At 66.7% G+C, this 26,336-nt stretch carries 24 protein-coding genes; 18 read left to right on the top strand and 6 right to left on the bottom strand.

Translation table 11 applies throughout. The annotated features are described in order from the left end of the window. Positions 1–71 precede the first annotated feature (71 nt). Positions 72–3,272, bottom strand: coding sequence for an intermembrane phospholipid transport protein YdbH family protein (locus PS060_RS12595; protein WP_273983604.1), 3,201 nt, complete (start codon positions 3,270–3,272; stop codon positions 72–74). 75 nt (positions 3,273–3,347) lie between these two features. Here PS060_RS12595 and radC point away from each other — a divergent pair, with 75 nt between their 5' ends. From radC to PS060_RS12560, 7 genes are all read left to right on the top strand, one after another. Further along, the gene (gene radC, locus PS060_RS12590) at positions 3,348–4,082 is read left to right on the top strand and encodes a RadC family protein (protein WP_273983603.1); all 735 of its coding nucleotides are present in this window, start codon (positions 3,348–3,350) and stop codon (positions 4,080–4,082) included. Continuing rightward, the gene (locus PS060_RS12585) at positions 4,082–5,980 is read left to right on the top strand and encodes an acyltransferase family protein (protein ID WP_273983601.1); all 1,899 of its coding nucleotides are present in this window, start codon (positions 4,082–4,084) and stop codon (positions 5,978–5,980) included. Before radC ends, PS060_RS12585 begins: the two co-directional genes overlap by 1 nt. A gap of 50 nt (positions 5,981–6,030) precedes the next feature. Beyond that, on the top strand, positions 6,031–7,341 hold the full coding sequence (purB, locus tag PS060_RS12580; protein ID WP_273983599.1) for an adenylosuccinate lyase: 1,311 nt from the start codon (positions 6,031–6,033) through the stop codon (positions 7,339–7,341). Between the two features lie 76 nt (positions 7,342–7,417). After that, positions 7,418–7,804 (top strand): LapA family protein, encoded by a 387-nt coding sequence (locus PS060_RS12575; protein ID WP_273983597.1) that lies wholly within the window; start codon positions 7,418–7,420, stop codon positions 7,802–7,804. Further along, positions 7,801–8,475, top strand: a complete 675-nt coding sequence (gene pyrF, locus PS060_RS12570) for an orotidine-5'-phosphate decarboxylase (RefSeq protein ID WP_273983596.1) — start codon at positions 7,801–7,803, stop codon at positions 8,473–8,475. The genes PS060_RS12575 and pyrF overlap by 4 nt, the downstream gene beginning before the upstream one ends. A gap of 9 nt (positions 8,476–8,484) precedes the next feature. Next, positions 8,485–8,847 (top strand): bleomycin resistance protein, encoded by a 363-nt coding sequence (locus tag PS060_RS12565; RefSeq protein ID WP_273983595.1) that lies wholly within the window; start codon positions 8,485–8,487, stop codon positions 8,845–8,847. 2 nt (positions 8,848–8,849) lie between these two features. Further along, entirely contained in the window at positions 8,850–9,356 is a 507-nt protein-coding gene (locus tag PS060_RS12560; protein ID WP_273983594.1) for a GNAT family N-acetyltransferase, read from the top strand. Here PS060_RS12560 and PS060_RS12555 read toward each other — a convergent pair. Beyond that, on the bottom strand, positions 9,353–9,820 hold the full coding sequence (locus PS060_RS12555) for a hypothetical protein (protein WP_273983593.1): 468 nt from the start codon (positions 9,818–9,820) through the stop codon (positions 9,353–9,355). The two genes, PS060_RS12560 and PS060_RS12555, sit on opposite strands and share 4 nt — an antisense overlap. 105 nt (positions 9,821–9,925) lie before the next feature. Here PS060_RS12555 and PS060_RS12550 point away from each other — a divergent pair, with 105 nt between their 5' ends. The 6 genes from PS060_RS12550 (at position 9,926) to PS060_RS12525 (ending at position 15,067) form a co-directional block, all read left to right on the top strand. Beyond that, complete coding sequence (locus tag PS060_RS12550) at positions 9,926–10,558, top strand: phosphoribosylanthranilate isomerase (RefSeq protein WP_273983592.1); 633 nt, start codon at positions 9,926–9,928, stop codon at positions 10,556–10,558. Beyond that, the gene (trpB, locus tag PS060_RS12545) at positions 10,555–11,769 is read left to right on the top strand and encodes a tryptophan synthase subunit beta (RefSeq protein ID WP_273983591.1); all 1,215 of its coding nucleotides are present in this window, start codon (positions 10,555–10,557) and stop codon (positions 11,767–11,769) included. The genes PS060_RS12550 and trpB overlap by 4 nt, the downstream gene beginning before the upstream one ends. Then, the gene (locus tag PS060_RS12540; protein WP_273983589.1) at positions 11,766–11,966 is read left to right on the top strand and encodes a hypothetical protein; all 201 of its coding nucleotides are present in this window, start codon (positions 11,766–11,768) and stop codon (positions 11,964–11,966) included. Before trpB ends, PS060_RS12540 begins: the two co-directional genes overlap by 4 nt. Beyond that, positions 11,963–12,742: a tryptophan synthase subunit alpha gene (gene trpA, locus PS060_RS12535; protein WP_273983588.1), complete on the top strand. Its 780-nt coding sequence runs from the start codon at positions 11,963–11,965 to the stop codon at positions 12,740–12,742. Before PS060_RS12540 ends, trpA begins: the two co-directional genes overlap by 4 nt. 132 nt (positions 12,743–12,874) lie before the next feature. Further along, positions 12,875–13,729, top strand: a complete 855-nt coding sequence (accD, locus tag PS060_RS12530) for an acetyl-CoA carboxylase, carboxyltransferase subunit beta (RefSeq protein ID WP_273983586.1) — start codon at positions 12,875–12,877, stop codon at positions 13,727–13,729. A 39-nt stretch (positions 13,730–13,768) separates the two neighbouring features. Further along, complete coding sequence (locus PS060_RS12525; RefSeq protein WP_273983584.1) at positions 13,769–15,067, top strand: bifunctional folylpolyglutamate synthase/dihydrofolate synthase; 1,299 nt, start codon at positions 13,769–13,771, stop codon at positions 15,065–15,067. On the opposite strand, the gene PS060_RS12520 is transcribed toward PS060_RS12525, so the two are convergent. Continuing rightward, positions 15,064–16,776 carry an AmpG family muropeptide MFS transporter gene (locus PS060_RS12520; RefSeq protein ID WP_273983583.1) on the bottom strand — a complete coding sequence of 571 codons (1,713 nt, stop codon included), beginning with the start codon at positions 16,774–16,776 and terminating at the stop codon, positions 15,064–15,066. The two genes, PS060_RS12525 and PS060_RS12520, sit on opposite strands and share 4 nt — an antisense overlap. A gap of 107 nt (positions 16,777–16,883) precedes the next feature. On the opposite strand from PS060_RS12520, the gene PS060_RS12515 reads away from it, so the two are divergent. The 3 genes from PS060_RS12515 (at position 16,884) to rsmD (ending at position 19,469) form a co-directional block, all read left to right on the top strand. Beyond that, positions 16,884–18,023, top strand: a complete 1,140-nt coding sequence (locus PS060_RS12515) for an aromatic ring-hydroxylating oxygenase subunit alpha (protein WP_273983582.1) — start codon at positions 16,884–16,886, stop codon at positions 18,021–18,023. Positions 18,024–18,111: 88 nt separating this feature from the next. Further along, positions 18,112–18,891 (top strand): pseudouridine synthase, encoded by a 780-nt coding sequence (locus PS060_RS12510; protein WP_273983581.1) that lies wholly within the window; start codon positions 18,112–18,114, stop codon positions 18,889–18,891. Beyond that, positions 18,888–19,469: a 16S rRNA (guanine(966)-N(2))-methyltransferase RsmD gene (gene rsmD / locus PS060_RS12505; protein ID WP_273983580.1), complete on the top strand. Its 582-nt coding sequence runs from the start codon at positions 18,888–18,890 to the stop codon at positions 19,467–19,469. The genes PS060_RS12510 and rsmD overlap by 4 nt, the downstream gene beginning before the upstream one ends. A gap of 13 nt (positions 19,470–19,482) precedes the next feature. Here rsmD and PS060_RS12500 read toward each other — a convergent pair whose 3' ends face one another. After that, complete coding sequence (locus PS060_RS12500) at positions 19,483–19,890, bottom strand: hypothetical protein (protein ID WP_273983579.1); 408 nt, start codon at positions 19,888–19,890, stop codon at positions 19,483–19,485. A gap of 272 nt (positions 19,891–20,162) precedes the next feature. Between PS060_RS12500 and PS060_RS12495 the strand changes: the two genes are divergently transcribed. Further along, positions 20,163–22,469 (top strand): ATP-dependent helicase, encoded by a 2,307-nt coding sequence (locus tag PS060_RS12495; protein WP_273983578.1) that lies wholly within the window; start codon positions 20,163–20,165, stop codon positions 22,467–22,469. Here PS060_RS12495 and PS060_RS12490 read toward each other — a convergent pair whose 3' ends face one another. Next, positions 22,470–23,903 (bottom strand): DEAD/DEAH box helicase, encoded by a 1,434-nt coding sequence (locus tag PS060_RS12490; RefSeq protein WP_273983577.1) that lies wholly within the window; start codon positions 23,901–23,903, stop codon positions 22,470–22,472. Between the two features lie 159 nt (positions 23,904–24,062). After that, complete coding sequence (locus PS060_RS12485; protein WP_273983575.1) at positions 24,063–24,638, bottom strand: hypothetical protein; 576 nt, start codon at positions 24,636–24,638, stop codon at positions 24,063–24,065. Between the two features lie 171 nt (positions 24,639–24,809). Between PS060_RS12485 and PS060_RS12480 the strand changes: the two genes are divergently transcribed. Continuing rightward, the gene (locus PS060_RS12480) at positions 24,810–26,279 is read left to right on the top strand and encodes an FAD-binding oxidoreductase (RefSeq protein ID WP_273983573.1); all 1,470 of its coding nucleotides are present in this window, start codon (positions 24,810–24,812) and stop codon (positions 26,277–26,279) included. Positions 26,280–26,336 lie beyond the last annotated feature (57 nt).

Genomic DNA, 26,336 nt, shown 5'->3' with positions numbered 1-26,336 from the left:
CGCTGGAAACATGGCGGAAGGTCGCTTTCTGGAGGTTGAACGCGGAATACAGGTGACAGCAAGCGCATCGCTCAGCGCTGCGACTGAAATGTGGAGACGGGAGCGGACGGCGTGGCCTTCGGCCCACTCTGCCGCGCCGCCTTGAGCCGATCGACCTGCTCGCGCACCTGACTGTCCTCGAACAGGTCAAGCCAGGTGGCAGGATCAGACAGGCCGCGCGCGATCATTGCCAGCTGGCTGAAGCTTTCGGAACGCACATTGATGCGGAACTGGATCGGCAATTTGGCGAGGCGGCGGGTGACGAAATTCTGACTCGTGCCCGCACCCTGCCGGATGCCGTCGAAATTGAAACTGGTGATGATCTCGCCTGCCAGATCGCCATCGAGCGTGACGCTCATCTGGCGGTAATCGAGCGAACGCAGCGCCGCAAAGGCGAAGTTGCCCATCGTGCCGAGGTTTTCGTAGCTGAGTTCGCCCAGATAGGCGACATTCCCCCCGCCGGGCCGCGCGATCAGCAGCCCGCCTTCGATCCGGCCGTTGCCATTGGCATCGAACACGATCGGCACGGTGCCGTCGAACACACCGGTGGCGGAAATGTTCGACAGCTCCATTTCCGCCACAAAGGTTGCCGCATCGAGCCCGGTAATCTCGAACACGTAGCGGCGTTCCTCCGGCTTGCCGAAGTCCATCACCAGCGGGCGCATTTCGAGCTTGCCGCCCATGAAGGGGAAACGTGCATCCTCGAGCGCGAGGAGCGTGCCGTCCTTCAGCTCGAACTGCACTGTCCCCGCCAGCACCTCGACCCCGGGGTTGATGGCAGCGATGGTGAGCCGCTGATCGGGGGCGGTGGTGAGGTTCAGGAGATCGGTGAAGACGACATCGCCCTTGACCCCGCGCACCGGGCCGAAGGCGGCGGCAAAATCGAACCCGTCCGACCCGAAAGTGCCGCTGCTGGTGATGGTCTCGCCGTTCCAGTCGATCCGCCCGTTGCCGCGAATGGTGCCATCGGCAAAGGCGATCACGCCCTTGGCAAGATAGGACAGGTCTTCAGGCTGGAAGCCCTTGTCGAACACCAGACCGGGCACGGCCAGCCGGGCCGAGCCGGTGGCGGCGGCGAGATCATGCGTGATCGTGGCCGTCGCCACCGCGCGGCCTGAGGCGGGATGCGACAGGCGCGCCTCGGCATTGATGCGGCCATCGGCAAGCGTGAGGCTGCTGCCCCGGCCCGACAGCGGCGAAAAGCGCGCCGCACCCTCGGCGGGCCGGTCGGTCAGCGTGAAATCCGCCTCGCCAACCTGCAAGGCGCCGCCCGCATAGGCCCAGCGCCCGGCGATGCTGTCGAGATCGAGCGGCACCGCCGCCAGCCGCGCCGCGCCGCCATCGAAGCTGCCCTCGATCCTGCTGCCGAAGCTGCCGGAGAGATTGGCCGCGCGCAGACGCACCTCGCTGCTGCCCGTGCCGATGGTGGCGGAGAGGCCTTCCACGCTGAACGGCTGGGGATAGCGCAGCACTGCGCCCGCCGCGGTCAGCAGGGCCGGGCTTTCGCCCAGTGTCCCTGCCAGATCGAGCGGCCCGGTGCGCGCGGCAAGGCGCAGGCTGTTGTTCCAGACAAGGATTGGCGCGCCGCCTTCGGGGCACAGATTGAGCTCGCGGGAATCGAGCGACAGGCCCGACAGCGCAAGACGGGCGAACCTGATCGGGGTGCAGCGCGTCCCGACTGCGAGCCCGCGCGTTTCCGACCACGTGCCTTCCAGCGGCATCGTCAATTCACTCACCCCGCCGCCGGGAAGCGCGCCGCTGGCGGTTATCAGCCCGTCAAATGCCATCGCCCCGCCGGGCGTGCCGCGCAGGGTCAGACGCGGGATCGCCATGCGGTCACCCCCGGCCGCGTAGTCCGCCATCGCCATGCGCAGCGCCCAGCCGCCGCCGCGCTGCTGCTCGATCCGGCCATTGATGTCAGGCAGCCCCGCGCCGCCGATGAGGATGCTGCCGCCGAGACCCGAGACGCCCTGTTGACCGATGCTCGCACTGGCCCGTGACAGCGCCAGCACGCGCTCGCCGCTGCGGGACATTATGCCCGCTTCGGGGATCACCAGCGCCAGCGAATCGCCTTTGCGCTTCAGCTGGGCGTCGGCGCGGAAATCAGCGCCGTCGAGCGCGCGCGCCAATCCGCCGCGCGCCTTGGCGATCAGCGGCGCGACAAGCGTGCCCTGCGCCCCGCGCTCGGCCGCGGCGAGGCTGGCGGTCAGGCCCGGTGCGGGCTTGAGCGCGCTTCCCCTGAGCGTGCCTTCCCACTGCCCGCTGGCAAGGTCAGCCGATCCGCGCCAATCGCCCTGTGCGCGCAGCCGCGCGAGCCGCCCCTGCGGCGTTGCGACATCCAGCAAGGTGAGGTCGTGCCCCAGCGCGAGGCGCTCGGGCGTCCAGGTAACCTGCGCCGTGCCCTCCAGTTCAGCACCGGTGTTGGCGGCAAAGGCGGCGCCCGCGCCTGCCAGTGTCAGATCGGCCTCCGCCGCCGAGAAATCGCGCTTCACCGACAGCAAGGTGCCGATATCGACCTTGGCGAGCGTGGCCCCGCCGCAGTCCACTCCTGCCAGCCGCAGCGGCCCGGCGATCCGGGGGGCACCATCGTCACTGGTCAGCTTGCCATAGAGCGTCGCGCTTTGCGTCGCACAGCCCGGCATCCCCAGCCCCGGCGCGCTCGCGGCAAGGGTTCCGGCAAAGCCATCATCCAGCCGCCCTGCCCCGTCGAGTTTGACCCCGATCCGCCCGTAATCGCTTTCCACCAGCGCGCGTGCATCGACCAGCGCCACGTTGAGCGCTGGCAGCGCTGGCGGCCCGGCCGCTCCGGTGAACACCAGCGGATCGAGCGCGCCCAGAGTAAAGGTCCCGCCCCTCGCACTGGCGAAGAGCCGGGCGCCTTCCACCGTGATCTTGCGCACCTCGGGCCCGGCCCATCCGACACCGAGCTCGACCACCATGCGCTTCACTGTCAGGTCGGGGCGTGCCGGATCGCCGATCACCAGATTTTCGACCACCTGCGTGCGCGGCGTGAGGCTGACGATGTCGTACCGCGCCGCGACGCCCTTTTCGGCGAGGTAATCGTCGATCACGTTTTCAGCGATTCGCTCGCGGTTCAGCCATGCCACGCCGCCGCCCAGCACGGCTGCTCCGGCAAGGCCCAGCGCAAGGCGGCCGCGCCAGCGGCGCGGGCTGCTGCCCTGCTGCTTGCCGTCCTGCGGCTCGTCCATATCCTGCGCGTCCGCTTGCGGCATTGTTCCCGACCCTTGCGCGCATCATCGCCCAAAGGCAATGAGCTAGCCAAGCGCAACGCTTTCCCGGAGGTCGCATTGCCGGAAGCTGAAGATAGTTTCGATTTTCTCGATTCCGCGGCGCCCGATTGGGATGCGGGCAAAGCCGCAGGCGACGGGCACCGCGCCCGGCTGCGTGCGCGGCTACTGACCGGTGGAGCCGAGGCGCTGGCCGATTACGAGGTCCTCGAATACCTCCTCTACGCGGCGATCCCGCGCGGCAACACCAAGCCGATCGCCAAGACGCTGCTGGCGCAGTACGGCAGCCTTGCCGGCGTGCTCAACGCCGATCCCAAGGCGCTGCAGCGGGTCAAGGGCGTGGGCGAAAACTCGGCAGCGGCGCTCAAAGCGGTCGCGCTCGCGGCCCGGCGGATGGCGCGGGGCGAGATCATGGGCAAGCCGCTGCTCGGCAGCTGGCAGGCGCTGATCGACTATCTCACGACCGACATGGCCCATCTGACAGTCGAGCGCGTGAGGGTGCTCTATCTCGATACGAAAAACCGCCTGATCGAGGATCATCATGTCGGCGATGGCAGCATCGATGAAGCCGCGATCCACCCGCGCGAAGTGATCCGCCGGGCGATGGATGTCGGGGCGTCGGCGATGATTCTTGTCCATAACCATCCATCGGGCTCGCCTGAACCAAGCCGCGCCGATATCCAGATCACCCAGCGCATCGCCGAGGCCGGACGGCACATGGGCGTGACCGTCCACGATCATGTCATCATCGGACGCGAGGGACACACGAGCCTGCGGGCAAAAGGGCTTATCTGATGAATGCAGGCCACGGCCCGGGGCATCCGGGCGGCACCGGCTACCGGGCGGAAATCGACGGATTGCGCGCGCTGGCTGTGGGCGGCGTGGTCGCACACCATACCGATCTCGGGATCGTGCCGGGCGGGTTCACCGGCGTCGACGTCTTCTTTGTCATTTCGGGTTATCTCATCACCGGGATCATTGCCGGCGAGATGGCGGCGGGCACTTTCAGCCAGTGGCGCTTTCTCGAGCGGCGAATCCGCCGCATCGTTCCGGCGCTCGCCGCGATGCTGTGGGTCACCGCGCTCGCTGGCTGGGCAATCCTGATCCCGGAAGATTTCCTCCCCTTCTCCAAGAGCCTCACCGCCTCGGCGTTGTTCGTCTCGAACATCCTGTTTTCAGGTGATCGGGGATATTTCGATTCGCTCGACGGAATGCTGCCCCTGCTCCACACTTGGACGCTGGGGGTGGAGGAGCAATACTACCTGATCTTTCCGCTGGTGCTGATCGCGTGCCACAAGTGGCGCAAGCAGGCGATGCTGCCGGCGGTCTATGCCCTCGGGCTCGTTAGCTTTGCGCTGGCGCTGCTCCTGAGCGGGCCGTGGCCGGAGGGCGCGTTCTTTCTGCTGCCGACGCGCTTTTGGGAGTTCGCGCTGGGCGCAGGCGCCGCGCTGCTGCCGCTGCGTCCGGCCCCGCGCGGATCGCTGGCCTTTGCCGGGTTGGCGCTGATCGCGGCAGGCTATGCGGTGATCGGCCCCGAGACACCGGCGCCGGGCGCGATGTTCCTGTTGCCGACCATCGGGACGGTGCTGGTGATCCTGTTCGCTGCCCCGACCAATGCCGCCGGGCGCGTGCTGGCGTGGCGGCCCTTCGTGTGGCTCGGGCTTGTCAGCTTCGGAACTTATCTGTGGCACCAGCCGCTACTGGTGCTGGCGCAGTATCTCTGGTTCGGCCCGCTGCCGCTGCTGGCGGTGATCGGACTTGTCGCAGCCTCGATCGGGTTTGGCGCTGCTTCCTATCATCTGATCGAACAGCCGGTGCGCTCCAAGCGCCTGCTGGGATCGCGCAAGGCCTTGCTGCTGGTGTGTGCAGCAGCGCTCGCCGTGCCTTCGGCGGCCGGGGTTGCCGGACATTTTGGCCTGCTGCGCCCCGCGACATGGGCCGAGGCGGAACGGCTTGGCGCCTTGCGGCCCGCTGTGCACGATTTCCCCCAGATCATTCCGCCCAGCGGCCCGATCCCCTTCGTGCTGTTTGGCGACAGCCATGCCGCGCAATATCACGATGCGATGACCGAACGCTTCGGCGCAGGCGCGTTGTTCTCGCTTTCCGCCTGCCTCGCCGTGCCCGGCATCAGCGACATGACGGCCCATGACCCGGCCTATCAGGCGTGCCGCGCCATGCCGGCCCGCCTTGCCGCGCTTGTGCGCGCGCGCCAGATCAAGACCGTGGTCTGGGCGCAGATCTGGGATCGGGATCTATACGCGAATGGCGCCCTGACACCGATCCCGCCTGCCGAGCGCCTGCGCAGTCTGGAACAGGGGATGCTGGCGCTTGCCGACCAGCTGCCGCAGGGCACCCGGATCGTTCTGATCGGCAATGTCCCGACCGCCTGGGCATTGGCCGAAGAACACGGGAAAGGCCCGCTGCGGTGCCTCGCCTACCGCAATATCACCTGCCCGGATGGCGGGCCCGAGGCCAACCGGCAGGGCATCGCGATCAATGCACAGCTGCGCGATCTGGCTGCGCGCGACCCACGGTTTGCCTATGTGGATGCGGCCGCAGTGCTATGCCGGCAAGGGCGCTGCCTCGTGATGCAGGACGGACGCCTCAACTACTGGGACACGCACCATCTCACACTGGCGGGCGCGCGGCGGGTGGTGGCCACCCTGCCGACCCTCCCCCCAAACTTGCCTTGATGCGTCCCCTTCCCTAGGCGCCGCTGCAAACAGCCTTGCCGGAGTCGAACATGGTCCCCCGCTACGCCCGCCCGCAAATGACCGCTCTGTGGGAGCCGGAAGCGAAGTATCGCATCTGGTTCGAGATCGAAGCGCACGCCACGCAGAAGCTCGCCGATCTCGGCGTTGTGCCGCCCTCGGCTGCCAAGGCGCTGTGGGACTGGTGGGCGACCAATCCGGCGATTGATGTCGCCGCGATCGACGCCATCGAAGCCGTGACCAAGCATGATGTGATCGCCTTCCTCGATTGGGTGGCGCGCGAAGTGGGCGAGGAAGCGCGCTTCATGCATCAGGGCATGACCTCCTCGGACGTGCTCGACACGACGCTCTCGGTGCAGCTGGCTCGGGCGAGCGACATTCTGCTTGCCGATCTCGACGCGCTGCTCGCGGCGATCAAGACCCGCGCCGAGGAACACAAATACACGCCGACGATTGGCCGCAGCCACGGCATCCATGCCGAGCCGGTGACCTTCGGCCTGAAGCTCGCCGAAGCCTATGCCGAATTCACCCGTTGCCGCGCGCGGCTGGTCGCTGCGCGGGCCGAGATTGCCACCTGCGCGATCTCGGGCGCGGTCGGGACGTTTGCCAATGTCGATCCTGCGGTCGAGGCTTACGTGGCCGAGCAGCTGGGACTGGAGATCGAACCCGTCTCCACCCAGGTCATCCCGCGTGATCGGCACGCGATGTACTTTGCGACGCTGGGCGTGATCGCCAGTTCGATCGAGCGCCTCGCCGTCGAAATCCGTCACCTGCAACGCACCGAAGTGCTCGAGGCCGAGGAGTATTTCTCCCCCGGCCAGAAGGGCTCTTCGGCGATGCCGCACAAGCGCAACCCGATCCTCACCGAGAACCTCACCGGCCTCGCCCGCGTTGTCCGTGCGGCGGTCACCCCGGCGCTGGAGAACGTGGCGCTGTGGCATGAGCGCGACATCTCGCACTCCTCGGTCGAGCGCTATATCGGCCCGGATGCGACCATCACCCTCGATTTCGCCCTCGCCCGCCTGACAGGCGTGGTCGAGAAGCTGCTGGTCTACCCGGCGCGCATGGAAAAGAACATGAACCGCATGGGCGGCCTCATTCATTCCCAGCGCGTGCTGCTGGCGCTGACGCAGGCAGGCCTCACTCGCGACGAGAGCTACCGGCTGGTGCAGCGCAATGCGATGAAGGTGTGGGAGTCGGATGGCGCGCTGTCGCTGCTCGATCTGCTCAAGGCCGACGCGGACGTTGCTGCCGCGCTGACGCCCGAACAGCTCGAAGAAAAGTTCGACCTTGCCTACCACTTCAAGCACGTCGACACGATTTTCGCGCGGGTTTTTGGCTGATCGCAGCGATGCTGGACACCGGGGCCAAATCCCCTAGGTTCGGCGCTGCAACGGGCCAAGTGGAGAGACACGCATCGTGAAGATCCTTCGCACCATCCTGTGGGTTCTGGCGGCGCTCGGCTTCCTGATTTTCGCCTTCTACAACTGGAACCGGGTCGAGCTGAAGCTGTGGCAGAACCTCGTGCTGGAAACCCCCCTGCCCGCGCTGGTGCTGCTGGTGTTCGCGCTCGGTTTCGTGCCGATGTGGGGGGTGCATCGCAGCGTGTTGTGGCGGCAGAACCGGCGCATCCGCGCGCTGGAGAACTCGCTCAAGAACACCGCCTACACCCGTGAGCGTGACGCGACCCCAGCGGCGGCGCCGACCGTGGACAGCTCTGTGGAAAAACCGGGCACAGCGAGCGGAGAACCAGCGGACATCTTCAGCCCGTCGGACGCGGGCCATGACGGGAGCAGTGGGAAATGAGCAATCCGGTCTACCTTGCGCTGGATGTGCCGCAGCTTGAACCGGCCAAAGCGCTGGTTAGCAAGGTTAAGGCGCATATTGGCGGGGTGAAGCTGGGCCTTGAATTCTTCTGTGCCCACGGCGCGCATGGCGTGCACGAGATCGCGCATCTTGGCCTGCCGATCTTCCTTGACTTGAAGTTCCACGACATCCCCAACACCGTCGCCTCGGCGATGCAGGCGATCCACGTCTATCAGCCGGCGATCGTCACCGTCCACGCCAGCGGCGGGCGTGCGATGATGGAGGATGCCAAGGCCGCTGCGGCCGAGGGGTGCAAGGTGGTGGCGGTAACGATGCTGACCAGCATGGATGCAAGCGACCTCACCGCCACCGGCGTCTATGGCAGCGCCGAGACGCAGGTAATGCGCCTTGCCGAACTCGCCCATGCGGCGGGATTGGACGGGATCGTGTGTTCCGGGCAGGAAGTGGGAATGGTCAGGAAGGCATGGAAGGACGGCTTCTTCGTCGTCCCCGGCCTGCGCCCCGCAGGGAACGGCACCGGCGACCAGAAGCGTGTCGTCACGCCCCGGCAGGCGCGCGACAACGGCGCGAGCGTCCTCGTCATCGGCCGCCCGATCAGCCGCGCGGAAGACCCGGCGGCGGCGGCACGGGCGATCGAGGCGACGCTGTAGGCCTCTTGCGTGGCGGATACGGCGACCCCAAACCTGCCCGCGCGCGATTTCACGGCGACTGCCTCGTTCTATGCCCGGCTGGGGTTTGAGGAGGATTTCCGCAACCACGGCTGGATGATCCTCTCGCGCGGCGATCTGACGCTCGAATTCTTTCCCTATCCCGATCTCGACCCTTTCCAGTCGTCCTTCAGCTGCTGCCTCAGGCTCGATGATCTGGCCGCGATGATGGCGCAGGTGGAAGCCGGCGGCGTGCCCGATGCGCGCCACGGCATCCCGCGCTATCACCCCGCCGCGCCCGATCCGAGCGGGCTGACCATCGCCTATCTGATCGACCCCGACGGCACGCTGCTGCGCCTTATCCAGAACGACTGACCATGACCGAAACCATCGCAATCACGCCCGCCTCCGCCGCAGATGCGCCGGCCCTCAAAGACCTGCTCGAAGCCGCCTATCGCGGCGATTCGGCGCGGCAGGGGTGGAACCATGAGGCCGACATCCTCGACGATGAACGCACCAGCCGCGAGGAACTGGACGCGCTGCTCGCCGATCCGGCGGTGACGATCCTGACCGCGCGGGATGCCGGCACGCTGATCGGCTGCGTCGCGGTGACACGCAAGGATGCGCGCCTCGCCTATCTCGGGATGCTATGCGTCCTGCCGACCCTGCAATCGGCGGGCCTTGGACGGCGGCTGCTCGACGCCGCCGAAGACTGCGCCCGCGCCGAGGGCATTGCCGCGATGGAAATGACCGTGATCGACAGCCGCGCCAGCCTGATCGCGTGGTACGAACGGCGCGGCTATGCCCGCACCGGCGAAACGCGCCCCTTTCCGGTGCCGCGCGATCCGCCGATCACCTTCGTGGTGCTGGAAAAGCCCCTTTAACGCGGCGTCGGCGCGCTCTTGGCGCCTTCGGTCAGCTTGCTTACGTCTTCGGGGCTGAGTTGCAGCAGCGGCGAATTGACCGTCCAGCCAACCACCTCCATCTCCTCGCCCGAACCGTGGAACAGGTACACCTCTTCGGCCACGCCCTTTTCGAAGGTGGTCTTCATCACCACCTGCGTGGTGGTGAGGCCGTTGTTGAACCCGGCGTTGAACCCGACCTGCTCGGTCGATTCGATCTGCCCCAGCCGCGCCTTGATCAGCCCCAGCTGCGCCACCAGCTGGGCGGGCGGCGATGCCTTGCGCCAAGCCGCGCCGACGCTGTCGTAGAGCACCTCGGCATCGCCGCGATTGTAATCGGCCTGAAACTGCTTGATCAGCCCTTTCGCATCCTCGATCTGCGCGCCCGGATTGCACGCGGCCAGCATGAGCGCGCCTGCAAGGCCAAGAAAAATGCGGAAAATCATGTGCGCGCCCCTCTGCTGATCAGCCGCTGAATCTGGCGCGCATTGCAAGCAGGATCAAGCTTTTCGCGCTTCACGCCGTGCCTGTGGCGGCGTAGAGCGCGCGCCATGGCTGGAACGCTCGTCAAGATCTGCGGGTTGAAGACCCCCGAAACCCTCGCCGCCGCCGTGCAGGCGGGGGCGAGCCATGTCGGCTTTGTGCATTTCGCCAAAAGCCCGCGCCACCTTGCCCTCGATGAAGCGGCGGCGCTGCGGCGGCAAGTGCCCGATCACGTCAAGGCGGTGGTGCTGCTGGTGAACCCCGATACGGCGCTGCTGGCCGAGGTCGTGCGCACCGTCGCGCCCGATGTGGTGCAGTTCCACGGCGCGGAAACGCCCGAGACCCTCGCCCGCTTCCGCACCGAAACCGGCATCGAAGCATGGCGCGCGCTGGCGGTGAAGGATGCGGAAAGCCTCTCCGGCGTCGCCGTCTTTAGGGGCGCGGCGGACCGCGTGTTGCTCGATGCCCCCGCGACCGCCCTCCCCGGCGGCAATGGCACGGCCTTCGATTGGCACCTGCTGGCAGGCTGGCACGCCCCGCTCGCCTGGGGTCTGGCGGGCGGGCTCACCCCGGCCAATGTCGCCGATGCCATCCGCCTGACCGGTGCGCCGCTGGTGGACACATCCAGCGGGGTCGAGCGCGGCCCCGGCATCAAGGACGTGGACAAGATCGCCGCCTTCTGCAAAGCGAGCCGCCTATGAACACACCCCTCAACTCCTTCCGCAACCTTCCCGATGACCGCGGCCATTTCGGCCAGTTTGGCGGGCGCTATGTCGCTGAGACGCTGATGCCGCTGGTGCTCGATCTGGAGCGCGAATACAGGAAGGCGCAGAGCGATCCGGCGTTTCAGGCGGAATTCGACGACCTGCTCGAGCACTACGTCGGCCGCCCCTCGCCGCTCTACTTCGCGCCGCGTCTGACCGAGGAACTGGGCGGCGCGCAGGTGTGGTTCAAGCGCGACGAGCTCAATCACACCGGCGCGCACAAGATCAACAATTGTATCGGCCAGATCCTGCTGGCGATCCGCATGGGCAAGACCCGCATCATCGCCGAGACCGGCGCGGGCCAGCACGGCGTGGCGACCGCGACGGTATGCGCGCGCTTCGGCCTGCCTTGCGTGATCTACATGGGCGCCGAGGACGTGAAGCGCCAATCGCCCAACGTGTTCCGCATGAAGCTCTTGGGCGCCAAGGTCATCCCCGTCACCAGCGGCGGTGCAACGCTCAAGGACGCGATGAACGAGGGCCTGCGCGACTGGGTCGCGAACGTCCACGACACCTTCTACATCATCGGCACCGCGGCCGGCCCCCACCCCTATCCCGAGATGGTCCGCAACTTCCAGAGCGTGATCGGCAAGGAAGCCCGCGCCCAGATGCTGGCCCGCACCGGGCGCTTGCCCGACCTGCTGGTGGCGGCGATCGGCGGCGGGTCGAACGCGCTGGGGCTGTTCCATCCCTTCCTCGATGATCCCTCCGTGAAGATGCTCGGCGTCGAAGCGGCAGGCCACGGCCTCGACGGCGACGAGCACGCCGCGAGCCTCCTCGGCGGCTCGCCCGGCGTGCTCCACGGCAACCGCACCTATCTGCTCCAGGACGCCGACGGCCAGATCACCGAGGGCCACTCGATCAGCGCCGGGCTCGACTACCCCGGCATCGGCCCGGAGCACGCGTGGCTCAAGGAAAGCGGCCGCGTCGATTACACCGCCGTCACCGACGAGGAGGCGCTGGACGCCTTCCAGCTGCTCTGCGCGACCGAGGGCATCATCCCCGCGCTCGAACCCTCGCACGCCATCGCGGCAGTGAAGAAGGTCGCGCCGACTATGCCGAAGGACAGCATCATCCTCGCCAACCTGTGCGGGCGGGGGGACAAGGACATCTTCACCGTGGCGGAGCGGCTGGGGGTGGAGCTTTGATCCGCAAGGTGAACTGGAACTATGCCAGTCAGCTCATGACGTTGTGCGTTGCTGTCCCGTTTCTTCTTGTCGTCCTTTGGTTTGATTGGCTTTCGGATGGTTGGTTCATCGCCGCTCTGATTGCAGCCGGGATTGTGTCGCTGCCCCTGTCGTGGACCATCACCGCGCGAATGCAGCGCAAATGGAATAGGAAATGACCCGCCTCACCACCACCTTCGCCGCCCCCCGCCCCGCGCTCGTCTGCTTCATCACCGCAGGCGACGGCGACACCGCGGCCAATCTCGATGCTCTGGTAGAAGCCGGGGCAGATGTGATCGAATTGGGCATGCCCTTCACCGATCCGATGGCCGATGGCCCCGCGATTCAGAGCGCCAATCTGCGTTCCCTCGGCGCAGGCACGACCACGGCGGACGTGCTGCGCTACGCCACCGATTTCCGCGCCCGGCACCCGGACGTGCCGCTGGTGCTGATGGGCTATGCCAACCCGATGGTTCGTCGCGGGCCGGAATGGTTCGCCGAGGCCGCTGCCGCAGCGGGCGTTGACGGGGTGATCTGCGTCGACATTCCGCCCGAGGAAGACGATGCGCTCGGCCCGGCCTTGCGTGCGAAGGGCATCGCTCCGATCCGCCTTGCCACCCCCACCACCGATGCCGCACGCCTGCCGCAGGTGCTCGAGGGATCGGAGGGCTTCCTCTACTACGTCTCGGTCGCCGGGATCACCGGCAAGCAGCAGGCGCAGATCGCCAGCATCGAAGCGAATGTCGCGCGCATCAAGCAATCCACCAACATTCCCGTCGCGGTCGGCTTCGGCGTGCGCACGCCCGAGCAGGCTGCGGAAATCGCCAAGGTGGCTGACGGCGTGGTGGTCGGCTCGGCGCTGGTGGAAATCTGCGGCGAATATGGCACCGAAGCGCCCGCGCAACTCAAGACGCTGACTGCCGCGCTCGCCGAGGCAGTGCACTCAGCCCGCTAGCCCTTCGTCGGTGCGAGGAGCGCAGCGACGACGTAACCCATCGTGGAACGTCGCAGCCTGCTCGACCGTTTGTCCATGGATTGCGTCGCCTGCGGCTCGCAATGACGAAAGAATTCGATTAGGACACCGCCCATGAACTGGTTCACCCGCGTCCGCAATTCGCTCGGCTTCTCGGCCAACACCAAGACCACCACGGAAAAGGATCTGTGGATCAAGTGTCCTTCGTGTCAGGAGATGCTGTTCGTCGCCGAGTATGAGGACAACCTCAGCGTCTGCCCCAAGTGCGAGCATCACGGGCGGATCGGCGCGGATGCGCGGCTTGCGCTTCTGCTCGATCCGGGCTTCGAGGTGCTGCCGCTGCCCAAGGTCACCGAAGACCCGCTGCAGTTCAAGGACACCAAGAAATACACCGACCGCCTCAAGGCCGCGCGCGCCGCGAACCCGCATGAGGATGCCTTCGTGGTCGGCTCGGGCACGATCGACACGCGGCCGGCGGTGGTCGGCGTGCAGGACTTCAGCTTCATGGGCGGCTCGATGGGCATGGCCGTGGGGCAGGCCTTCTGCGAGGGCGCGCAGAAGGCGCTGGACCGGCGCTGCGCCTATGTCGTGGTGACCGCGGCGGGCGGCGCGCGGATGCAGGAGGGGATTCTCTCCCTGATGCAGATGCCCCGCGCGACGGTGATGACGCGGCGACTGAAGCAGGCCGGGCTGCCCTATATCGTGATCCTGTCCGACCCCACCACTGGCGGGGTGACCGCGAGCTACGCCATGCTCGGGGACATCCACATCGCTGAACCCGGCGCGCTGATCGGCTTTGCGGGCCAGCGCGTGATTCAAGACACGATCCGCGAACAGCTGCCCGAAGGCTTCCAGCGCGCAGAATATCTCCACAAGCACGGCATGGTCGACATGGTCGTCCCCCGCCACGAGCTGAAGGCGACGCTGGCGAGCGTGCTCGATTATCTGGCACCCGTGAAGGCGGCGTAAGTCCTCCCCTCCCGCCTGTGGGAGGGGCCGGGGGTGGGCATGAGAGACTTCGGCAAATCCGACGATCCGCGCGTTCAGGCCCAGCTTGACCGCCTCGCCGCGTTAAGCCTCCCCCAAGGTCGGCTTGGGCTGGAGACGATCCGCGCTTTGATGGAGCGGCTCGGCAATCCGCACCGAAGCTTGCCGCCGGTGTTCCATGTGGCAGGGACGAACGGCAAGGGCTCGACCTGCGCCTTCCTGCGCGCGATGCTGGAGGCGCAAGGGTATCGCGTCCACGTGACCACCTCACCCCATCTGGTGCGCTACAATGAACGTATCCGCGTCGCCGGAGAGCTGATCTCCGATGCCATGCTGGCTGAGGTGCTGGCCGAAGTGCTCGATGCGGGCGAGGATCTTGGCCCCAGCTTCTTCGAAGTCACCATCGCCGCCGCCTTCCTTGCCTTCTCGCGCACGCCTGCCGATGCCTGCGTGGTCGAAGTCGGCATGGGTGGGCGGTTTGACGCGACCAATGTGCTGGAGCCCGAGGCGCTCGCGGCCTGCGGGATCGCGGCGCTGGGCCTCGATCACGAACGCTTCCTGCTCGCGCCGGAAGAAGGCGTGCCGACCGAGCCGATGGCGCGGATCGCGTTCGAGAAGGCGGGGATCGCAAAGATGGGCGTGCCGCTGGTGACGCTCTGGTATGAGGACTACATCCATGAGTCCGTTGCCGCTCAGGCCGAACGGGCGGGCGCGCTGCTGCGCGACGAAGGGCGGCACTGGCACTATGACATCGGGGTGGGCGATAGGGTCGGCCTGACCATTGACGGCAAGGCAATGCTGCTTCCGCCGCCGGGGCTCGCGGGCGACCACCAATATGCCAATTGTGCGTTGGCGGCGGCGATGATCCGGTATCAGGATCGGGTCGCTGTCTCGCTCGATGCGCTGAAGCAGGGTGCGCGGTCGGCCCGTTGGCCCGCACGGATGCAGCGCCTGTCCCCCGGCCCACTGACGGGAGCGCGCGAGGTCTGGCTCGACGGCGGGCACAATCCGCAGGCCGGTGCGATGCTGGGTGAGCATTTTGCAGGCCAGCGGCTGCACCTCGTCATCGGAATGATCGAGGGCAAGGACCCCGCTTCACTGATCGGGCCGCTCGGGCACGAGCTCGCCAGCATCACCGCCGTGCCGGTGCCGGGGCATGACTGGCACCCGGCGTCAGCCTTCGGCCCCTCGGCACGCGCGGCGCCCGATGTGCCGAGCGCATTGGCGATGATTCCGAAGGACGGCCTGCCGATCCTCATCGCCGGCTCGCTCTACCTTGCAGGCGAAGTGCTCAGGCTCAACGACGAGCTGCCGGACTAGATCTCCGGCTCGGGCGGGGGCGCATTCACTGCCCGTCCCGACCTTGCCTGCCGCGCCCACTCGATCAGGCACAGCACCACGGCAAACCCGCCGATCCCGGTCGTCAGCAGGAACACATTGTAATAGCCCTGCTCCTCGATCATCTGGCCGAGCGCCGGGCGGCCCAGCGTTCCCACCAGCATGGTCAGCGAGGACAGCAGCGCATATTGCACTGCGCTGTAACCCTTGGCGACCACGCTCGAGAGGTAGGCGACAAAGGCCGCCCCGGCGATGCCGACCGCGATGTTCTCCGCCCCGATCGTCAGCATCAGGCGCGCCATGCGCTCATCTGCGCCGAATTGCCCGGCAAGCCACGTGAAGCCGATGAGGTCGCTTGCCAGCTGCATCCGCGCCCCGCCCACGGCAAGATCGGCATAGAGCAGGTTGGTCAGCGCCGCGATCACCGCGCCCAAGGTCAGCGTGGTCATGCGGCCGATCACCGTCAGCAGCGTGCCCCCCGCCGCCAGGCCCACGATCAGCGCGCCGACGCCAAAGAACTTGGAGGCAATCGCGACCTCGTCCTTGGTGTATTGCAACTCGCCCAGATAGAAGGGGTAGGCAAAGCTCCCCCAGATCGCATCGGTGATGCGGTAGGACAGCACCAGCGCGATCACCAGCACCGCGGCCCACTTAAGCCGCCCGATGATCTCGGCCAGCGGCAGGATCAGCGCGCGGTAGCCGTGGTCGAGCGCGGTATCGAGCGCGCCGTTCGCCGGGGCATCGTGGCTAAGCACATGGCGGCCCGCCTTGCGCATCGCCTCCAGCCAGCCGGCGATGAGGCCGGGGATCACCACGGTCGCGATCACGATCAGCGGGCCCATCTGCGCGACGAAGGCGGTGGAGTCGGGCCGGGTTTCGGGCGTGGCGGTCAAGGACTGGATCATGAAGGTCAGCACCGTGACCAGCGCCCAGCCCCACAGCACGGCGACCGCCCCCAGCGCATAGGCACGCACCCGCGGCGCGATCTGTCCCGCCTGCCGCAGCGTGCCAAGATTGGCGCGCTCGCTCTCCAACGCGGCGGCGCTGCGTTCGGCGTCAGGCGCGAACAACCCGAGGAAGCCGACGGCCAGCAGGATACCCCCCATGCTGGCAAACACGGTCGGCCAGCCCAGCCGCTCGGCCATGAACAGCGCCAGCGCGCCCCCCACCAGCGCAGCGACGCGATAACCCATCTGGAATACGGTCGAGAGGATATCGATGGTCGCCACCTCGTCGGCAACGTCGACACGCCAGGCGTCGATCACGACATCCTGTGTCGCCGAAGCAAAGGCGCCGATCCCGGCGAGCAGCGAAAACAATCCAAGCGAGGACAGCGGATCGAGCAGCGACAGGGTCACCAGAATTGCGCCAAGCAGAAGCTGCGCGGTCACGATCCACTGCTTGCGTTTGCCGAGCCTGCGCAGCCCCGGCAGATCGATCCGGTCGAGCGCCGGCGACCACAGGAACTTGAACGCATAGGCCAGCCCCACCAGCGAGAACACGCCCATCGTCTCGACATCGACCTTGGCGTCGGTCAGCCAGGCGTAGAGCGTGCCCAGCAGCAGCGCATAGGGCAGCCCGCTGGCAAAGCCGAACAGCAGCACATAGCCGGTCTTCGGATGGCGCAGCGCGGCCAGGAGAGACAGCCAGCGCGACAGGCGCGTGGGGCTTTCGAAAGTGGCTTCGGCCATGGACGATCCCGGTCAGGCGGGCGGAGATTTGCTCCGGCCCGGTTTCGTGGCACACTAGCCACGGTTGAGAGGATGAGAAAAGAGCGATGAACGCCGCAACAACAGATATGCCCACTTTGCGCCCTACGCCCGGGCAACTGGCTCTTGCCGAGGCAATCCGCGGGGGCGTTGGCCGGCAGGCGGGCGCAATCCAGACGGTGGCGGCCGCAAACTACACCTGCCCCGATCACTTTGCGCGCGAAAAGGCAGCGTTGTTCGACCGGCTGCCGCAGGTGATCTGCCCTTCTGCCCTGCTGCCTCAGCCCGGCATGGCCGTGCCGCACGATGCCACCGGTCGCCCACTGCTGATCACCCGTGACAATGACGGCACGGCCCACGTCTTCCTCAACGTCTGCCGCCATCGGGGCACCCGGCTGGTGGAAGGGAGCGAGGCAGTCTGCGCCAAGCGTCTGGTGTGCCCCTATCATGCCTGGACCTATCGGCTCGACGGGGGACTGATGGCCCTGCCCCGGCCCGAGACCTTTCCGGGTCTCGACAAGGCGGATTACGGCCTGGTGGAGCTGCCCACGATTGAGGCAGGCGGCCTGATCTGGTTCGCGCCCATCCAAGATGCCGATTTCAGTGCTGCACAAGAATTGGGCAGGGATCTGGATTCCTTCGGATTGCGCGGCTCTCACCTGTTCCGGCGCAAGCTCCACACGGTGAAGGGCAACTGGAAGCTGATCATGGATGCCTTCCTCGAAAGCTACCATGTCACGCGTCTCCACGCCGCGACCATCGGCCCGTTCTTCAAGGACGGGATCACCGCAGGCGATCAGATCGGCCCGCACCAGCGCTCTGCCGTCGGTCGGCTGGAGGAGATGGAGGGCGTCGATCTCACCGACATGGCGAGCCTCAGGCGCGTGGTGACCTTCGCCTATCAGCTCCTGCCGGCAACCATCATCGTCCCCAGCCCGGACTACGTGAACGTGATGGTGCTGATGCCGCAGGCAGCAGATCTGACGCTGGTCGAGGATTTCATGCTCATTCCTGAGGCACCGGCGACCGAGAAAGCGCTGGCGCATTGGGAGAAGAGCTGGAACCTGCTCGACGGGGGCGTGTTTGCGAGCGAGGATTTCCGTGCTGCCGAACTTGGCCAGCAGGGGCTTTCGAGCGGCGCGGTGAGCCACATCACCCTCGGCACGCTGGAAGGCGGGATTGCGCGGTTCGACCAGATCGTCAGCGAAGCCTTGCGGGTGGCGGGCTGAAGGGCGCGCTCAGTGGTCGCATTTCGCAAAGAAATGCGTGTGCATTGCTCGGTCGCATTTCCTGCCGAAATGCTCTAGGCGCGCCGCCATGCCCACCCAGCCCCCCCGTTCCGACACCCGCCCCGAAGGCGACCGCATCGCCAAGCTGCTGGCCCGCGCCGGTATCGCCAGCCGCCGCGAGGTCGAGCGGATGATTGCCGAAGGGCGCGTGGCGATTGATGGCAAGGTGCTGGAGACTCCGGCGACGATCCTGCCCAGCCTGAGGGGCGTGACGGTCGACGGCAAGCCGGTGACCGCGGCCGAACCGACGCGCCTGTTCGCCTTCCACAAGCCCACCGGCCTCATCACCGCCGAGCGCGATCCGGCCGGCCGACCGACGATCTACACCGCGCTGCGCAACGCCCTGCCAAAGGGCGCGGGCCGGGTGATGCCGGTGGGACGGCTTGACCTCAACACCGAAGGCCTGCTGCTGCTGACCAATGATGGCGCGGTGAAGCGCAAGCTGGAACTGCCCGCCAGCGGCATCCCCCGCACCTATCGCGCTCGCGCCTTTGGCGCGGTGTCGCAGGAGCAGCTGGAAGACCTGATCGAAGGGGTCGAGATTGACGGCGTGCGCTATGGCTCGATTGACGCGAATCTTGAGCGATCCTCGGGGCGTAACCTGTGGATCGAGATGACGATCACCGAAGGCAAGAACCGGGAAGTGCGCCGGGTGCTCGAATATCTCGGGCTTCAGGTCAACCGCCTGATCCGGGTCGGCTATGGCCCCTTCAATCTGGGCGACCTGCCGCGCGGGCAGGCGGTGGAACTGAAGGGCAAGCCGGTCGACCGATTCCTCGCCGACCTGGCGAAGGGACCAGGCAAGTGAGGATCATCGCGGGCGAATGGCGCGGGCGAAAGCTTGCCGCGCCCAAGGGGGAAGGAACGCGGCCAACGGCAGACCGCGCGCGCGAAACGCTGTTTGCGATGCTTACCAGCCGGCTCGGCGATTTCGAGGGCTTGCAGGTGGCCGACCTGTTTGCAGGTTCTGGCGCGCTCGGGCTGGAGGCTCTGTCGCGCGGCGCAGCGCATTGCCTGTTTGTTGAGCAGGACCGGGCAGCGGTCGATGTGATCCGCGCCAATATCGCGGTGCTCGGCGCGCAAGCGAAGACGCGGGTCGAGGCCGGATCGGTGATGCAATTGCGCGCCGCTACCCGGCCGCTCGACCTGATCCTTGCCGACCCGCCGTACAAGTCCGGTGCGGGCGACGTGGCGCTCGACCGGATGTTGCGGCTCGGGTGGATCGGCCCTGAGACGTGGATCGCGCTGGAGACGGCGTTCAACGAGGATGTCGCCGTCAAAGGCCTGACGCTGGAAGCAGAACGCCGGGTCGGCAAGGGGAAGCTCAGCCTGTTGAGGCTCGCTGCCGCCGATGCCGGCCCGGGTCCCCCTGCTGGGGAAGCCTGAGGCGCGCTGGCGCTTAGCTCTGCATCGCCTTGACCTTGTCTTCCATCAGCTTCCAGGTGGATTCGCGCTGCGGCTCGGCCATCTTGCTGAGGGTGACCTTGTCGGCGTCCTTCAGGCGCCAGAAGATGTCCTGACGTTCGGTGTCGAGCGACCAGAAATAGGCCTGGGTGTCAGCCGGCCATGCCTTGTAGGCTGCCTGCTTGTCAGCCGGCCAGGTCTCGACCTGCGCGGTCTGCTCAGCCGTCGGCGCCGGAGCCGGGGTCGCAGCCGCCGTTGCTTCGGCAGCCTGCGGAGCGGCCTCGGTGGCAGCATCCACGGGGGTCTCCTGCGCGGGCTGTTCCTGCGCACCAGCCATCGCCGGGGTCAGCGCCAGAGCCATGGCCACACCAGCGAGGCCGAGAGTATTCAGAGACTTGTGCATGGGTATCTCCATCATTGATTGACCCAAGCATGACGAACACAAAGGCATGTCCAGCCGCACAGTCCCCTGCTGACCGGACACCCCAACTATCGGGAGGCGGGCCGGATGAGGCAATCCCTGCGCAGGTCGGACAACCCCGCCGAGGCAACAATCGGTCGGGAAATGTGGCTGAAAAGCGGCGGATTGATTGAGGCGCGTCCGCGGTTTGAGGTGACATGGGTGCGAGGCCGCTTGCCCCTGCTGGAATTGTTCCCTACCTGTTCACATCACACATGAGCCAGAATCTCCCTTCCCCTGCCCCGCAGCGCGATCCCGTGCCTGCCTATGCTGCACGGCTCAACGCGCCGCAGCGCGCGGCTGTGCTCGCCACCGAAGGGCCGGTGCTGATGCTGGCAGGCGCAGGGACGGGCAAGACCGCCGCCTTGACCGCCCGCCTCGCCCATCTGGTCGCAACGGGCCGCGCCTATCCCTCGCAGATCCTGTGCGTCACCTTCACCAACAAGGCCGCGCGCGAAATGCGCGAGCGTGTAGCGCATCATCTCGGCCCGGCAGCAGAAGGCCTGCCCTGGCTCGGCACCTTCCACTCGATCTGCGCCAAGATGCTGCGCCGCCATGCCGAACTCGTCGGCTTGCAACACAACTTCACCATCATCGACACCGACGATCAGCTGCGGGTGCTGAAGGCGCTGATCGCCGAGGCTGAGCTTGACGAGAAGCGCTGGCCCGCGCGGCAGCTGGCCGGCCTGATCGACCGCTGGAAGAATCGCGGACTCAATCCGGCTGATCTCGATGCGGTTGAGAACGAGGCCTATGCCAATGGTCAGGGCACGGCACTTTATGCCCGCTATCAGGAACGGCTCAAGCAGCTGAATGCCTGCGACTTCGGCGACCTCATGCTGCACATGCTGAACATCCTGCGCGGCCATGCGGACATCCTCAGCGATTACCAGCGCCGCTTCCGCTACATCATGGTGGACGAATATCAGGACACCAACGCGGTGCAGTACCTGTGGCTGCGGCTGCTGGCGCAGGGGCACAAGAACATCTGCGTGGTGGGCGATGATGACCAGTCGATCTATTCCTGGCGTGGGGCCGAGGTCGCCAATATCTTGCGGTTCGAAAAAGATTTTCCCGGCGCCGAGGTGATCCGGCTGGAACAGAACTACCGCTCGACCCCGCATATTCTTGGCGCGGCATCGGGGCTGATCCGGGCCAACAGCCAGCGCCACGACAAGACCTTGTGGACCGAAGTGAACGGCGGCGAGAAGGTCAAGGTGATCGGCGTGTGGGACGCGCCCGAGGAAGCGCGCCGGGTGGGCGAGGCGATCGAGCGGCTGGAGCGTGAAGGCGCCGCGCTGAACCAGGTCGCGATCCTCGTGCGCGCGCAGTACCAGACCCGTGAGTTCGAAGACCGCTTCATCCAGATCGGCATCAACTACCGCATCATCGGCGGTTTCCGTTTCTATGAACGCGCCGAGATCCGCGATGCGCTGGCCTATCTGCGCCTGATTGCGCAGCCGCAGGACGATCTCGCGTTCGAACGCATCCACAACCAGCCCAAGCGCGGGCTTGGCGCCAAGGCGCTCGAAGCGATGCACAGCCACGCCCGCCGCACGGGCCTGCCGCTGGCGGCCGCCGCTCTGCAATTGGCCGACAGCGACGAACTGCCCAAGCGCGCCGCGATCACCATCGGCGGGCTGCTCCGCCAGTTTCTCGGCTGGCGCGAGGCGGCCGAGACGCTCTCACCTGCCGACTTGCTGCGGCTGGTGCTGGAGGAATCGGGCTACAACGCCATGCTCGCCGCCGACCGGTCGCCCGAGAGCGCGGGCCGAGCGGAAAACCTCTCCGAACTCGCCCGCGCGATGGAGGAATACCAGACCCTCGGCGACTTCCTCGAACATGTCAGCCTGGTCATGGACAATGACCGGTCGGACAGCGAGGAGGTGGTGACGATCATGACGATCCACGCCGCCAAGGGGCTGGAATTCGACAATGTGTTCTGCGTCGGCTGGGAGGAAGGCGTGTTCCCCTCGCAGCGCGCGATCGACGAAGGGGGGCTTGCCTCACTCGAGGAGGAACGCCGCCTCGCCTATGTCGCGATCACCCGCGCGCGGCGGCATTGCACCATCCTTCACGCCGCCAACCGGCGGATCTATGGCCAGTGGGTCAGCTCGATCCCTTCACGCTTCATCGAGGACTTGCCCGCCGAGCACATCGAGCAGGAAAGCACCCTTTCGGGCGGCGCGTCGCTGTGGCGAGCGAACTGGAGCGAGCAGGAAGACCCCTTTGCCCATGTCGCGCGCGATTATCCCGACAAGGCCCAGATGCGTGGCCCCGGCTGGCAGCGGGCGCTTTCATCGGGCTATGAGACCAAGCCTGCCCGAGTGCGGGAGAACACCCGGTCAGCCGCCAGCTTCGCCGCCCCGGCGCGCTCGGACATCGCCATCGGCGCGATGGTCAGCCACAGCAAGTTCGGCACCGGCTGCGTGATCGATCAGGAGGGCAACAAGCTCACTATTCTGTTCGAGGACGCGGGCGAAAAGCGCGTGCTCGACAGCTTCGTGACAGTGGTCGGGTAGTTACCCGAACCCCACATCCAGAAAGCTCGGACGCGGGCCGTTCCATTCGCCGGCGGGGACGGGTTCGTCGTCCTCGTGATAGCGACGCGGCTTGCGATCATTGCTGGCGGCGACGCGGTCAGGGCGCGGGGCTGACTTTTCGCGGCGCGCGCGTTCCTCGCGCGGCGCGCGCTCTTCGCGGGGGGCGCGTTCTTCGCGGCGTTCGTCACGGGCGCGGCGCGGCTTGCGTTCGGGACGCTCTTCCCGCTCCTCTTCGCGCGGGGTTTCGGCCTTGGCGGCTTCAGCCTTGGCGAGCATTTCCGACAGGTCGACGCGTACGTCTTCCTTGCCGAATACCTTGATCGGCGCGCCGGTCAGCTTCTCGACATTGGCGATCGCCTCGTCATCGCCTTCCGACACGAAAGTGAAGGCCCGCCCCTTGGCGCCTGCGCGGCCCGTGCGGCCGATGCGGTGGACGTAATCGTCCGGGTGCCAGGGCGTATCGAAGTTGAAGACGTGGGAGACGCCCTTGATATCGAGGCCGCGCGCGGCAACGTCTGAGGCGACCAGAATGTTGACCTCGCCGCTCTTGAACCGGTCAAGCTCCTTGATCCGGCTCGACTGGTCCATGTCCCCGTGGATCTCGCTCGACCGGAAGCCGTGGCGATTGAGGCTCTGGTTCAGTTCGCGCACGGTCGTCTTCTTGTTGGCGAAGATGATCGCGTTTTCGACGAGGTCGTTTTCGAGGAACCAGCGCAGCGTCTCGCGCTTGCTGCGCGTCTTGACCGGCACCTTGAAGGCGGTGATGTCCTTGTTGGTGGTCGCTGCGCGCGCCGTTTCGATGCGCTTGGGATTGTTCAAGAACTTCTTGGCCAGCTTCTCGATCGGCGCGGGCATGGTGGCCGAGAACAGCATGGTCTGGCGGCTCTCGGGGAGCTTCGAACAGATGAATTCGATATCGGGGATGAACCCCATGTCGAGCATCCGGTCGGCCTCGTCGATCACCAGCAATTCGCAGCCGTTGAGCATGATCTTGCCGCGCTCGAACAGGTCCATCAGGCGGCCGGGCGTGGCGATCAGCACGTCGACACCGTCGCTCAAGGCTTTGAGCTGGTCGCCCATCTGCACGCCGCCGATCAGCAGCGCCATCTTGAGATCGTGGTTCTTGCCGTATTTCTCGAAATTCTCGGCGACCTGAGCGGCGAGTTCTCGGGTGGGCTCGAGGATCAGCGAGCGCGGCATCAGCGCGCGGCGCCGGCCTGCGGCCATCACGTCGATCATCGGGAGCACGAAGCTTGCCGTCTTGCCGGTGCCGGTCTGGGCGATGCCGATGAGATCCTTCATCATCAGCACGGTCGGGATGGCCTGCGCCTGAATCGCAGTCGGCGTGGTGTAGCCCGCGTCTTCGACGGCTTTGAGCAATTCGGGCGAAAGGCCGAGATCGGCGAAAGTCATGCTTGGTGTGGTGTCCGAGAATAGCGGGCAGAAATGCTGCCGGGATTGCCGGCCCTTACCGCTTGCAGGGATTGCGCCTGTGCGGCGCGGTGCCGGGCCGCCGCGCCTTTCACTCAAACCAACGCAAAAGTCAAGGAATCGCGCGGGTCTCGCAGGCGATCAGCTGCGCACTTCGACCAGCTGGCGCATGGTTTCGACCTCGCAGCGCGCACCGCTGCGCGATTGCAGCTTGTCGCGCTCCACGCACAGCCGCCCGTCCTTGTTCCGCTCGACATAGAAACCCGAGTAGAAGTCACGGGCGCGGCACGACTTTTCAAGGTTGACCGAAATCATCCGGCGATCCCGCAGGAACAGCACCAGCCGGTTGCCGCTGCCCGTCTGCACGCCGGCGATCTGATCGAGGGGCACGCATTTTTCCTTGCCGCGTTCCTCGAACCGGGGGGCCACCTCGCGGCGCGGCAGATCAACCAGCATATTGGGCCGCGTGCCGGGTGCTGCGGGCGCGATGCGCACCACCACACGCTGCTCGATCCGCACCTGCCGGGCCGTCGATGACTGGCGCAGGAAACTCAGGGGCGAAGGCGGGGGCGGCGCCGTGTCCGTGATCGGCGGTTCGGCTTGACACTGCGGCGCGGCAATTGCCGGCGGCGCGCCTTCCTCCGCCAAGCCGAGCCCCTCTGCCACCATCGGCAGCATCAGCGCAAAGGGCGCTGCAAGGGCAATCAGGCTTTCCATGGGCGGAGTGGGGTCTCCTAAAGGCGGGCAGGTGCAAGGCGTGGGGTGCGTCAGCGGACGCTGCACAATGCCGCACCCCTAGCACCGCCAATTGAACCCTGCCTTAATTCCAACCTGCGGGGATGCAAAAGCAGTGGCATATTCATTTCCGACTGTGGCATGAAGGCAACAATGAATCATCCTGCCCCACCCCCCACCGCGCCAGCCAAGGCTGAAGCCTTCCTCGCCGCCGCCGCTGCCCTGCTCGGCCCGCGCGGGCTGACCAGCGATCCGGAACGAATGGATGCCTGGCTGACCGACTGGCGCGGGCGTTACACCGGCCGCGCGCTGGCGCTCGCCTCGCCATCATCAACCGCCGAGGTCGCGGCGCTGGTGAAGCTGTGCGGCGAGCATGGCGTGCCGATCGTGCCGCAAGGCGGCAATAGCGGGATGGCGGGCGGCGCGACTCCCGATGCGAGCGGGTCGGCCATCATCCTCTCGCTCCGTCGGATGGCCGCGATACGTTCGCTCGATGCGGCGGCCGGTCAGGTCGTGTGCGAGGCTGGCGTGGTACTCCAGACGCTGCACGAGGCGGCCGAGGCGGCGCAGATGCGCTTCCCGCTCACGCTCGGCGGCAAGGGGTCAGCCACGATTGGCGGTCTGATTTCGACCAACGCGGGCGGCACGCAGGTCTTGCGCCACGGCACCATGCGCGCGCAGGTGCTTGGGCTGGAGGCGGTGCTCGCCGACGGCAGCGTGCTCGACCTGATGACACCGCTCAAGAAGGACAATCGCGGCTTTGACTTGAAGCAGTTGCTGATCGGATCGGAAGGCACGCTCGGCATCGTCACCGCCGCTTGCCTGAGGCTGCTGCCGGCCACCACCGGGCGCGCGACCGCATGGGTGGGGCTTGGCGGGATCATCGAGGCACGCACGCTGCTGCGGCAGATGGAGCCCGCGATGGGCGATGCGCTGGAGGGGTTCGAGGTCGTGCCCGAGCATTGCCTCGCCGCCGTCCTCGCCCATCAACCCGGAGCACGCCCACCGCTGGACGGACGCCATGCCTGGAATGCGCTGATCGAGTGCGTCTCGCCCACGCAGGACAGCACCGCCCTGCGCGATGCGCTGGAGGCGGCGCTGGCGGCTGCGTTCGAGGATGGTCTGATCGCCGATGCGGTCATCGCGGCCAACGATACCCAGGCCGAGGCCGTCTGGGCCTTGCGCGACGGCATCTCGGCTGCCGAGCGCGCGCTCGGCCCGGCGATGCAGCACGACATCTCGGTGCCGGTCGAGGCCATGCCCGAGTTCATCCTTGCCGCCACGCCGCAGATCGAGGCGGCTTTTCCCGGCACCAGTGTCGCCGCCTTCGGGCATCTGGGCGATGGCAATGTCCACTTCCACGTCCTCGCACCGCAAGGCGCGGTGCGGGGGGTGTGGGAAGAAAGCGAAGGCAAGGCCGTGAGTGCGCAGGTCTATGACCTCGTCACCCAATGGGGCGGGTCGATCAGCGCCGAGCACGGGATCGGACAGATGAAGGTCGATGCCCTCGCGCGGTTGCATGATCCTGCCGCGCTGGCGGTGATGGCTGCGGTCAAACAGGCGCTTGATCCGGCAGGTCTGCTCAATCCGGGGAAACTCCTCCCCCTCACCCCCGGGGCTTGACCCTTCGCCGCTTGCGCCGCCCCCGGCAAAGCCGTAAGGGGCGCGCTTTCGGCGGGG

This window comes from Erythrobacter sp. BLCC-B19 (genome assembly GCF_028621955.1).
Taxonomy (GTDB): Bacteria; Pseudomonadota; Alphaproteobacteria; order Sphingomonadales; family Sphingomonadaceae; genus Erythrobacter.
This window is presented reverse-complemented; position numbering and strand designations above follow the sequence as displayed.